Source organism: Peptostreptococcaceae bacterium (assembly GCA_016649995.1).
GTDB lineage: Bacteria > Bacillota > Clostridia > Peptostreptococcales > BM714 > BM714.
This window is the reverse complement of the sequence record JAENWJ010000052.1, coordinates 1-10,959: the sequence shown is the minus strand read 5'-3', so window position 1 is coordinate 10,959 and position 10,959 is coordinate 1. Positions and strand designations below refer to the sequence as shown.

At 40.7% G+C, this 10,959-nt stretch carries 13 protein-coding genes; 12 read left to right on the top strand and 1 reads right to left on the bottom strand.

Annotation, left to right across the window (positions count from 1 at the left end; translation table 11 throughout):
• From JJE29_07875 to csaB, 12 genes are all read left to right on the top strand, one after another.
• Positions 1-639: C-terminal helicase domain-containing protein (locus JJE29_07875; protein MBK5252533.1), on the top strand; the 639-nt coding region annotated here is incomplete at its 5' end.
• A 27-nt stretch (positions 640-666) separates the two neighbouring features.
• Positions 667-2,229 carry a murein biosynthesis integral membrane protein MurJ gene (gene murJ / locus JJE29_07870; GenBank protein ID MBK5252532.1) on the top strand — a complete coding sequence of 521 codons (1,563 nt, stop codon included), beginning with the start codon at positions 667-669 and terminating at the stop codon, positions 2,227-2,229.
• Position 2,230: 1 nt separating this feature from the next.
• Positions 2,231-2,755, top strand: a complete 525-nt coding sequence (locus JJE29_07865; protein MBK5252531.1) for an acyltransferase — start codon at positions 2,231-2,233, stop codon at positions 2,753-2,755.
• On the top strand, positions 2,748-3,827 hold the full coding sequence (locus tag JJE29_07860) for a glycosyltransferase (GenBank protein MBK5252530.1): 1,080 nt from the start codon (positions 2,748-2,750) through the stop codon (positions 3,825-3,827). Before JJE29_07865 ends, JJE29_07860 begins: the two co-directional genes overlap by 8 nt.
• Positions 3,828-3,840: 13 nt before the next feature.
• Positions 3,841-4,980, top strand: coding sequence for a glycosyltransferase family 4 protein (locus JJE29_07855; protein ID MBK5252529.1), 1,140 nt, complete (start codon positions 3,841-3,843; stop codon positions 4,978-4,980).
• Entirely contained in the window at positions 4,981-5,481 is a 501-nt protein-coding gene (locus JJE29_07850; protein MBK5252528.1) for a DUF4330 domain-containing protein, read from the top strand.
• Between the two features lie 230 nt (positions 5,482-5,711).
• On the top strand, positions 5,712-6,119 hold the full coding sequence (locus JJE29_07845) for a hypothetical protein (GenBank protein ID MBK5252527.1): 408 nt from the start codon (positions 5,712-5,714) through the stop codon (positions 6,117-6,119).
• Positions 6,109-6,519 (top strand): hypothetical protein, encoded by a 411-nt coding sequence (locus tag JJE29_07840; protein MBK5252526.1) that lies wholly within the window; start codon positions 6,109-6,111, stop codon positions 6,517-6,519. The genes JJE29_07845 and JJE29_07840 overlap by 11 nt, the downstream gene beginning before the upstream one ends.
• Positions 6,520-7,818: an O-antigen ligase family protein gene (locus tag JJE29_07835; GenBank protein ID MBK5252525.1), complete on the top strand. Its 1,299-nt coding sequence runs from the start codon at positions 6,520-6,522 to the stop codon at positions 7,816-7,818.
• Positions 7,819-8,286 carry a DUF4330 family protein gene (locus JJE29_07830; GenBank protein ID MBK5252524.1) on the top strand — a complete coding sequence of 156 codons (468 nt, stop codon included), beginning with the start codon at positions 7,819-7,821 and terminating at the stop codon, positions 8,284-8,286. It abuts the gene before it with no gap.
• Entirely contained in the window at positions 8,279-9,472 is a 1,194-nt protein-coding gene (locus JJE29_07825; GenBank protein ID MBK5252523.1) for an O-antigen ligase family protein, read from the top strand. The genes JJE29_07830 and JJE29_07825 overlap by 8 nt, the downstream gene beginning before the upstream one ends.
• Positions 9,473-9,509: 37 nt before the next feature.
• Positions 9,510-10,547: a polysaccharide pyruvyl transferase CsaB gene (gene csaB, locus JJE29_07820; GenBank protein MBK5252522.1), complete on the top strand. Its 1,038-nt coding sequence runs from the start codon at positions 9,510-9,512 to the stop codon at positions 10,545-10,547.
• Here the strand turns inward: csaB and JJE29_07815 are convergent.
• Positions 10,528-10,803, bottom strand: a complete 276-nt coding sequence (locus tag JJE29_07815) for a hypothetical protein (GenBank protein ID MBK5252521.1) — start codon at positions 10,801-10,803, stop codon at positions 10,528-10,530. The genes csaB and JJE29_07815 overlap by 20 nt on opposite strands.
• Positions 10,804-10,959: the final 156 nt, after the last annotated feature.

The window sequence follows — 10,959 nt, the reverse complement described above, 5'->3', positions numbered from 1 at the left end:
TTGGAGCTGACAGCAAAAAAAGTGAGCGTAACACTTGAGGGAATAAGGCAAGAGGTCGTTCTCTCATCCGATAGATGGAAGATGGAGGCTTTGTTTGGCGAGCTTGAAAGAACTAATCCATTCATGGCGATAATATTCTGCAGAACAAAGCGTCGAGCAGACAAGCTTGAGGAAGAGATGATCCTTAATGGATACGACTGCAAAAAGCTTCATGGAAGCATGCCGCAAAATACTAGAACAAGGGTTGTGAAGGAATTCAGGGAATTAAAGTTCCAGTATCTGATAGCTACGGATGTTGCGGCCAGAGGGCTGGATATCACCGGAATAACCCATATATACAATTTTGATATTCCCGAGAGCCCGGAGATCTACATCCACAGAATAGGTCGAACCGGCAGGATGGGAGAAGACGGGGCTGCGGTGACCTTTGCGAGCCCGCGTGACGAGGAGAAGCTTTTTGAAATAGAAAAGGAAATAAAAATCAAACTTCCCAAGAAAGAGCATGTTCACGATATGGAAAATGGAAGCGGCGAACCCGGAACAAAGCCAATAAATAGAGCGGTGAATAAGACTGTTCGAGGAGCTTTGAAAAAGGACAAGAGGCCCAAGGTAAATAAAAGAGGCAAAAGAAGAAAATAGTTTTTCAGGATTGATGTAGGGGGATAGGTGGCGATGGGTTTGGGTGAGGACGGAATGAAAAAAAACAAAACTGTAAATACAGTCCTGCTGGTTATTTATCTGACGGTTTTTTCAAAGCTTTTCGGCTTGGCAAGGGACATGCTTATAGGATATAGGTACGGGACTTCTGTCGAAAGCGATGCATATTTCGTCGCCTATAGGATGACAATAACTATCTTTCTTTCAATAGGAAGCGCCATAACGGCAACCGTTATTCCATTTGTTGTGCATTATATAAAGGGCAGGGATAACGAAAAGCTGTTTGAATTCACAGGAAACCTAATGACAGTGTTATTTGCAGCGGGAGTTTTAATTGCAGGAATAGGCTTTGTTTTCGCTCCGATATATACAAAGCTTATTGCAATCGGATTTGAAGGAGAAAAGCTTGCTTTGACTGTTTCAATAGTCAGGATATTTTTTCCGGTAATGATTCTTGTGCCACTAGTATACTCATTCATTTCGTTTTTACAGTCAAAAGGGAAATTCGGAGTAACCTCTTTAGTCAGCCTTCCATATAACCTGATACTCATTTCCTATCTTATAATTTTTAATTCTACATTGGGAGTTGAAGGTCTTGCCTATGCTACCCTAATAGGATGGGCGGGACAGCTTCTGTTGCTCTTAATCTTCTCGAGAAAAGAGTCATTTAGGTACAAACCGGTATTTAAGATTAACAGCGAGATGAAACATATTTTCGGGCTAATGCTTCCCATATTGTTTTCGTCGGCAGTTTACAACATAAATATATTGGTCGACTCGAGCATAGCTTCAACCTTGGCGGACGGGCAACTGGCTTCGCTTAATTATGCCAACATAGCATACACTGCAGTTGCTACAACGATGATATTTGGAATAAGTACGGTTCTTTTCCCCCAGTTTTCCACCCTTGTGGCTGAAAACAGGATTGATGAGATGAAAAAAAGAATTTCCAAGGCAGTGCGGGTAATGATATTTATATTCATGCCTGTCATGTTTGGAATACTTGCAATAAACAAGGAACTTGTACAGGTTCTTTATCAGAGGGGAACATTCGACATAAGCAGCGTTAATTCCACATCTGCAGCATTGGGCTTTTATGTTGCGGGTATGGTGGGTTTTTCGATTCAGGAGCTTTCAAACAAGGTCTTTTATGCCTTCAAGGATACGAAGACACCATTCTATACAAGCCTTGCAAGTGTTGCAATAAATATAACTCTCGACCTTATTTTCGTAAAAATAATGGGCATAAGAGGATTGGCTCTTGCCACATCCATAGCCGTGACTCTAAACGCACTTGCCATGCTTTATCTAATACAAAAGCGCATCGGCAGGTTTGATAAAAAGGAAATTTTGACACAGTTTCTAAAGGTTGCGGCAATAGGCATTGTCATGATGATAGCAGTGGCGTCCTTTAATCAGTTTCCGATAACATTGTATTTGCGAGTTATCATGAGCATATTATTGGGAATTGTATTATACTATATAATGAGTGATAGAATTAAGCTTCTGGAAATTGATTATATAAAGTCTGAAATAAACTCCTTGAGAAAAAAGCGAAAGGGAGACGCATAGAATGAAGAAACTTTACCTAGGGCTCTATTATTCCATAGCACGTAACATGCCGCGGTCAGAAAGGCCTTTTAGTTTTGGGGCAAAAAAACTGAGAGGTTTTTTAGCGTCAAAGCTTTTTTTGAAAACCGGAAAAATAATCAACATAGAAAAAGGTGCGTATTTCGGTAGTGGGAAGGGCATTTCAATTGGAGACTATTCCGGAATTGGAGTGGACGCAAAGCTGTCCGGAGAAATTACCATAGGCAACAATGTGATGATGGGTCCGGAGGTCATGGTTTACACATCGAACCACAACTACGGACGAAGGGATATTCCAATGATCGAGCAGGGCAACTCTGAAATGAAGCCCGTTGAAATAGGAGACGATGTTTGGATTGGAGCAAGGGCAATAATCTTGCCTGGCATAAAGATAGGCAGTGGCAGCATAATAGCGGCGGGAAGTGTTGTGGCAAAGGATGTTCCTAAGTACTCTATCGTGGGGGGCAATCCCGCAAAGCTTATAAAGATGAGGTTCGAAGATGAATGATATATTTATTTTTTCAATGCTTGCGTGGGATGCCCATCTCTTGCATCGCAGCCACATGCTTGCCAAATATTTTAAAAAACACGGCAAAGATGTATATTATGTTGAAAAAATCAATTCGTACAACCCCTTAAAGCTGGGAAGGTATGAGCTTGAGAAAAAAGATGTATCGGTACTTAAAATCTACGCATTGCCCTACTTCAAAGGCGTTTCTAAATGGGTATTTAAGGCAAATGATAGTTTTATACATAGGGCGATGAAGGACTTCCTGAAAAGTGCAAATATTTCTGATGCCGCTGCAGTTATTTCAACACCGCATTGGTCCGTTTCCATAGGAGAAATTGAAAATTTTAATAACCGTATTTTCTACGATATAAGCGACGATTACATAGCCTTTGCAAGCAATGGTATTTGGAAACACATATTGGAAGAGTATGAGAAACATGCGGTGGAAATTTCTGCCAAGGTTTTTGTAACAACAGAAACCCTCATGGGCAAGGCAATAGCCAAGGGCCTTCTTATAGAAAACGGAGTTGATATTGACAGCTTCAGCTCGGCTGTGAAAAAGGAATACGAAACAAAGGGGAAGGTCATCGGCTTCATAGGTGGACTCTACTCCTGGATTGACTACAATCTTATTGCAAAGGTTGCCGCATCGCATCCGGATGACCTGTTGGTCTTGATAGGGCCTACAGATTCCAAAGGTTCGATGGACAGGCTTTCAAGCCTTGAAAATGTACGCTATCTAGGGCCCATCGACAAGGACGAAATCCAGGATTACTACGCATCGTTTGATATAGGGATAATTCCGTTTCTTTCCGAAAGCGAATACCCGAGGCTTAAAACGGTCAATTCGAACAAGGTTTACCAGTATCTGTACTTTGGTTACCCGGTAGTGTCAACCAACTTTAATCAAGTCGATAAGCTGAGAAACATTGTTCTCGTTTCAGACACGCATGAGCAATTTATAGAGAACATCAATACTGCAAAGAAGCTTGGAATAAATAAAGGCAAGGTTGATTTGAACGCGATTTCGTGGGAAACGAAGGCGCTTGAAATGATGAAGTTTTTATAAGGAGAGAAATCCGGTGGGTGAAATTCGAGTACTGCATTTAATAAGCGGAGGAGACACAGGGGGAGCAAGAACCCATGTGATGAATTTAATAAACGGGCTTTCTGAAAGTGTTTTTGTGATGCTCGTAACCCTCATGGAATCGGATTTTACGGAAGACGCAAAAAAATTGAAGCTTCCCCTTACTATATTGAACCAAAAATCAAGATTTGACCTAAGCGTTACAAAGGGAATAGAAAGCCTTGTCAAGAAAAACAATATCAATCTAATCCATGTTCACGGGGCTCGGGCTAATGTTATTTCGACATTCGTAAAAAAACGATTCCCTAATGTTCCAATTGTAACGACAGTCCACAGCGACTATCTTTTGGATGATTACAGAGGCGGTAGGTTGGCAACGTATGTTTTTAGAAAAATAAATGCGAAGGCACTTAAAAAAATGGATTACTATATAGGTGTTTCAAATAGCTTCAAAGAGATGCTTCTCGGCAGAAATTTGGGCACGGAGGACAGCGTATTTTCGGTCTACAATGGCCTTGATTTTGAAGAGGAGGCAAGGATAGAAAGGGACAAGGAAGAATTCTTTAAGGATTACGGAATCGATGAAGGGGATACTCTTGTATATGCCGGAATAATGGGCCGGCTAGATGTTGTTAAGAATCACAAGCTATTTATTGAGGCAGCAAACGAGGTTTTAAAAACACATGGAAACTACAGATTTCTATTGGCCGGTGACGGGATCTTAAAGGGTGAGCTTGAAAAGCTGACGGAGAAATACGGTATCTCCGACAAGGTTTATTTTCTGGGGTTTGTAGATCGTCCATATGAATTCTACAATGCAATAGACATCAATCTGCTTACATCCCTTAGTGAATCCTTTCCATATGCTATGCTTGAAGGCGCTCGTATGAAAAAGCCCATAGTCACAAGCAATGTCGGAGGGGTTGAGCTTGTCGTAGAGAATGGCAAGACCGGTTATATAGCGAACGGTTTTAATGCGGCCGAATTTGCTGAAAAAGTAGTGATACTTGGGAATAGAGAACTGAGAGAAAAAATGGGAGAAGCTATTTTTGATGTTGTAAAAGAGAATTTTTCCATGAAGCAATTTGTTGAAAACCATATAGAAATATATCATAAAATTTTGGAGGACAGGTAGATGAAGATTATAGACGATAAGGGCAAGCTGTTTGGAACCATAAACATAATTGACTTGTTTGTTCTGCTTATAATTGTGCTTGCGGCAATTTTTCTTGCAGGCAGAATGCTTCCCGGCACAGAAAGTGGGGAGGCTGGAACGCAAAAGGAAATGGAATACACGGTGAAGGTTGAGGAAGTGTCCAAGTACACAATTGACGCTGCCAATGTAGGGGATGCTATATTCGACTTTGAAACCGGGTCTGACATAGGGGTGATCTCAAAAATTGGCCACAATCCTCATATGGAGTATTTGGTTAATAAGGACAACGAAGCTGTAGCTATTGAGTCTTTAGATAAGTTTGACTTATTCATAACCGTTAAGGCCAATTTTGTAGAGACGGATAAGGCCTTGATGATAGAGGACATGATTGTTGCTGTAGGAAGAAAGGTGCTTGTATACAATAAGTATCTATTTGTAGAAGGCAAAATCTATTCGAGGGAAAGTGGAATAGATGAATAACATAGCCCAATCAAGCTTTTTATGCAGAAAATGCAGTGCGCTTGGGCGGTGTTTCAAGTATAGCAGAGCAAGAAAAATATGCAGCTGGAGATTTCATGAATTGCATTTTTTCAGCAAACCAATAGTCGAAACGCAAAACTATTCGGGGGGGAGTTTGCTGGTTAAATACTTGAAAGGAAGCTTTCTGTGCAATCAATTGCAGCTTATGTTCGAAGAGGAGAAAAGACAGAATGATGAAAAATAAGTTTGGAATATTTCTCTTGATGATTGTTGCCGCTTTTGGGGCACTTGTACTCTACAATGTATACGAGGGAAGGGATTTGAATCTTGGCCAAAATACCGAAACGGTTTTTGTGACAATCGCATATGACGGACCGGTAGAGATAGAAAAAGAGTCTTTAGTTGATAGAGCTATTTTTAAAAGTGGAATCGAAAGTGAAGGAAGAATTGTTTTCATTGAAAAAACTGAAAACAATTACCGAATAAAGACATCCATACCGGTCACAAAAAGCGGTCCCTACATGAAATTCGGATCGCAGCCTGTCAAGATTGGAAAACCTTTCATTTTAGAGGGCGGAGAATTCTATTTTGAGGGATATATATCGTTGATTGAGGCAGGTGTTGACAATGAAAAATAAATGGGCATTGTTGGACATTGTTACATTAGTCTTGCTCGTAATAATGGTTTGGGCTATATCAAGTGAAGTGATACAAGTATCCAAGGTTGATCTTTCTCCCAAGGAAACCGTGGAGGTTGCTTTTAAAGGCATCTACACCGGAAGCAAAATAGATGTAGACGATTCGTTTCAGGGAGAGCAATTGTCTATCGAAAAGGAATGGCTGCAAGCATCAATCGTTTCTGTTGAAACGGTTGGCGACAGTATAGTATTTGGCATATCCGGAAGCGGCACCGGTAAATCAGGGGAAATCTTCATCGGAAAACAGGTGCTGAAGATAGGAAAAGAATTTGTGCTTGAAACCGAAAGATTAAAAATACCAATCACAATTTTGGAGATTGAAAAGATAGGTGAGGAATAATTGCCGAATTCCTTTGGAAGCATGACAGAAAAGCTATTTTTTACAATTGAATATAAATGCAGGCAAATGCTTTTAAATGTTTTTGGAGCCGAGCCCCTAGGCAGATTGAAGTGCGCATCGTATTTTGACAACATTGTGCTTTTGCCGCTTTTTTATATGTTCTACGATTATCTGCTAAGATTTTCGGGCAGAGCTACTATGCTTGTGCAACTGTGGGACGAATTGGCCTTGATTTTTTTCATTTTCCTAATGGCATTTGATTTTAACAGGGATTACCGGCCAAAACGCTGGAAGATACCTGTAGCTTTGTTTTTATTGTCCGGGATTGCAGGGATCGCTGCATCGGGATACTTCGGAAGAAGCACCTTTGATGGATATCGGTTGATTTTTCAGCCGGTCTTGTGGGGAATCTATTTTATCCGCATATTCAGTAAAGAGAGCACAAGGGCCAAGGCTGTGGATGTTCTAATAACAATAGGAACATTCATTTCAATTCATGCTATAATGCAAATAATATTCAAGGTTCCAATGCGGGGCAACTGGGTGGATACAACCGATGTAATCTCGCTAAGGGCGTTCTCCATATTGGGAAGTCCTAATAGTCTTGGGTCCATTCTGATAATGCACATAGGGTTTTTGACGGGTCTTGTTTGGGCGGAAAAGAGGAAGCGAAAAAAGGTGATTTACATTCTTTGCGAGGCAATTGCGCTCGTGGCTCTGTATTTCACATACTCTAGGGGAGCGATTTTGGCCCTTGCCGTTTCAACGGGCATTCTGCTCATGATAAACAATAAAAGGCTTTTGCTATATCTATCGTTCTTGGGGACGGGACTGATTTTGCTTATCGACAAGGGAGCATACAGATTCTACAACCTAGTGAGTCCCGACACCATAAGCAACATGATGAAGGACGGGCGTCTTTCCAAGTGGGCCTATGCCTTTGGAGAGTTTTTAAAGAATCCTGTCTTCGGAAAGGGCTATGGCCAATTCGGAGGATCTATTGCAATAAAGTACGGAATAACAAATTTTTACACGGATAATTTTTACCTAAAAACACTGGTGGAAAACGGTTTGTTCGGACTGATTGCGTTCCTATTGTTTGCAGCATATTTTATATTTAAGTTTGCGAGGGAAGGGAAGAATCGCGTGCAAATGGGAATATCCATAGCACTAATTGCATTTCTGCTTCATAATTTTGTAGACAATCTTTACGGAATACCGGTGCTGACATTTTATTATTATGTCTATTTTGCAATGGGAATCAGCATGTTAAACGATACGGCAAGGGAAGTGGCTTGAATGAATAATTGGAAAAGAATAATAGCAGCACTTGTTATACTTGGGCTTTTGTACTCCGCATTTATATTTGTTCAAAAGTCTAAAACAAGGGATGCGGGCGAAGAAATATCATATAGGAATTTGCGCATAACCTTCCTCGTAAAAGAGGTTGAAAACAATGTATCGGATTATATAATAGCCGACGCAATTGTTGTGGACCATGAAAGCGGGCTGGAATTCGGAAAGATAAAAGACTACTTGTTGACTAGCCATATGGAAACGGAAATCATTAATGAAGAGCAGGCAATAATATCGTATCCTGCAAAAAGCGATTTATATCTGACGGTTGAAGCAAGCGCCACCGAACTCAATGACTCCTATGTAGTAGCCGCAAAGAAGCCTGCAATAGGAAAGAAAATAGCGCTTTATAGCAAGGAATACGCCTGCTATGGAACGATTATAAAGATTGAGGAAATTGACAATGATTGATGACATTAAATTGGAGAAGGCGCTAATTTATGGCGGGGCGATTGTATTTCCTTTTGCAAACATAAAAATTTCAAGCATGGTTCTTTTACTTGCATTCCTGGTATGGATTGGAAAAAGGATATTCGGGGGAAAACCAATTGTAATGGCAACCCTTGATTGGGCGGTAATAGCCTTCTTTCTCGTAAATGTCATTGGAAGCTTTTTTTCCTATGATCCCGTTTCCTGCGCAAAGCAGCTCTTCATGCTGGCCTCTTTGATTGGAGCCTACTTTGTAATCTCCAACGAGTTCGATGGCAGCGAAGTGCGCACATTGCTGCTGCTGATGCTTTTTTCCTCGATAGTACCTATTTTGTACGGGTATTATCAATCTGGAACCTTGGCGGGAAACCAGGACCTTTGGATTGACAAATCTATAAACCCCGATTTGGAGGCCAGAATCTATTCCGTTTTTACCAATCCGAATATTTACGGTGAATACCTGGTTAATACATTTTTCATAGCACTTGGTCTTCTGGCTACAAACAAAAAGAAAACAGGCAAGATTTTGCTGGCACTGTTTTGTCTGGCAATAACATATCAGATAATACTTACCTACTCTAGAGGGGCTTGGATAACATATGTTGCGGGGTTGGGACTCTTCCTGCTTGCATACAATTGGAAATTCATTGCCGCGTTTATTCCTTTGGGAATAGGAGCCCTAGCTTTTTCCCCTGTGGTGGTAAAACAGAGGATAGGCAGCATAATTAACGGGTTCCAGGATTCTTCATTTTACTACAGGGTTGAAATATGGAAAAATGCGATTGAAATGATAAAGGTTTATGGACTGACAGGCTTGGGATACGGATATCAGTCTTTTCATCAATACTATGCCCATTACAAAACACCGGGATACAATGCCACACATTCACACAATGTGTTTTTGCAGGTGTGGCTAGAATCGGGAATCGTCGGATTTCTGCTATTCATATATATCGTTTTAAGCGTAATTGCATACAACCTTAAAGCAATAATGAAATCAGGCATAGCCGGAGGCTGCAAGGAATTGATTTCCCTGGCAATCATCATCGCAATTCTTCTTCACGGAATGATAGACTATACATTGTTTGACTACAGGATAACCTTTCAGTTTTGGATGGCGCTGTCATTGACAGCATTCTCAGTGAAGGAAAAAAGAGCTGGACAATAAATTGTTTTTAAACGAATCAAGTACAAGGTGGAATTTTATGAAGGCATTTATAATAGGATACTATGGTTCAGATAACATTGGCGACGAGGTGCTTCTTAGCCAAACAATAAGGATGATTAAGAGGATAAGGCCTGATGCTGAGATTAGGTCTCTGTCCTACTGCGCTGCGAAAACAAAAGAACTTCACGGAATAGGAACAGTAGGCAGGAACAAGTATGTAGAAATAGTTAAGGCAATCCGTGATGCGGACATAGTTGTGGGGGGCGGGGGCTCCATGCTTCAGAATGTTACAAGCAATAGGTCCCTTGTATATTACCTTGCGCTTTTAAAACTTTCTACATTGCTCAAAAAGAAGGTTATACTGCTTGGGAATGGATTCGGCCCCGTCAAGGGAGACTTTTGCAGGAATATGGCAAGACGTGTTTTGAATGGGATAGACGCCTTCGTCGCACGTGACAAGGAAACTGTTGAGAACTTGAAAGATCTTGGAGTGATGTCTGAAATTAAATTGGCCGCGGATTTGTCGTATTACGGATACAAACCGTCGAACGCCGAAAATAGCAAAAAAGTGGTCTTGAATGTGAGGCCTTGGAAGAACAATGAACGAATAATCGAAGAAATGGCAAAATTCGTAAAGAAACTTGTCGAGAATGGATATGAAGTGGAATTCTTGTCAATGCAAAAAGACAAGGATGAAAAATTGAAGGAAAAGATAGAAGAACGTGCCGGAATATCGCTATCCTTGATACCTAATACGGTAGACGGATTTTTGAACGATGCGGGAAGCTATTGCTGTTTGGTAGGTATGAGGCTGCACGCACTCATCTGGGCCGGCCTGAAGGACCTGCCATTTGTGGGCATAGAGTATGATCCCAAGATTAAGTCCTATGTTAATTCGGCAGGGCAGTTGAGCTCGGAAACAGTTGATGACATTGACGCGGAAAGGCTGTGGAATGATTTCAGCGAGCTGATGGACAATTTCGAAGAAAGGAAATCGACCCTTGTCAAAAATAATCTTATAATGAAAGAAAAAGCGGATATAAACTATGCCGCTCTTAAGGAAATATTGGGATGATGTTTTCTCTTATGGAATAAACATCCCTATAAATAATCGCTTTTATTTTTTCAAAGCCGTTTTGGCTGAGGCTTGATGGACGGGACATAATAAGAAGAGAAATAGCCCTTTTATTATCAGAAAAGGATGGCTGAAGGTAATCGTATTCATTGCGGAAGAAACCGAGTCGCTCATAGAATGCGATTCTTTTTTTTGCGGTTTCAGTTTCCGGTTTTTCCACTTCAAGGACTACATCTTGATTTTGCTTGATTGACACTCCCCACGGATAAATGAGGCCACTGAAAAAGCACCCTATTTTAGCGTAAATTTTTTGTTGCAAAAATCCAATTACAATTATTCGTTTTGTATATAAATTTTCGCTAGAAAAAGATGCCTATTTCCCCATCAATTTAATTATTCTTTTCATATTTGC

What these genes read in the sequence shown, in the direction of transcription:
- JJE29_07860 (MBK5252530.1), top strand. Translation starts at nt 2,748, where the DNA reads ATGAATGATATATTTATTTTTTCAATGCTTGCGTGGGATGCCCATCTC.
- JJE29_07825 (MBK5252523.1), top strand. Translation starts at nt 8,279, where the DNA reads ATGATTGATGACATTAAATTGGAGAAGGCGCTAATTTATGGCGGGGCG.
- JJE29_07865 (MBK5252531.1), top strand. Translation starts at nt 2,231, where the DNA reads ATGAAGAAACTTTACCTAGGGCTCTATTATTCCATAGCACGTAACATG.
- JJE29_07845 (MBK5252527.1), top strand. Translation starts at nt 5,712, where the DNA reads ATGATGAAAAATAAGTTTGGAATATTTCTCTTGATGATTGTTGCCGCT.
- JJE29_07850 (MBK5252528.1), top strand. Translation starts at nt 4,981, where the DNA reads ATGAAGATTATAGACGATAAGGGCAAGCTGTTTGGAACCATAAACATA.
- JJE29_07830 (MBK5252524.1), top strand. Translation starts at nt 7,819, where the DNA reads ATGAATAATTGGAAAAGAATAATAGCAGCACTTGTTATACTTGGGCTT.
- JJE29_07840 (MBK5252526.1), top strand. Translation starts at nt 6,109, where the DNA reads ATGAAAAATAAATGGGCATTGTTGGACATTGTTACATTAGTCTTGCTC.
- csaB (MBK5252522.1), top strand. Translation starts at nt 9,510, where the DNA reads ATGAAGGCATTTATAATAGGATACTATGGTTCAGATAACATTGGCGAC.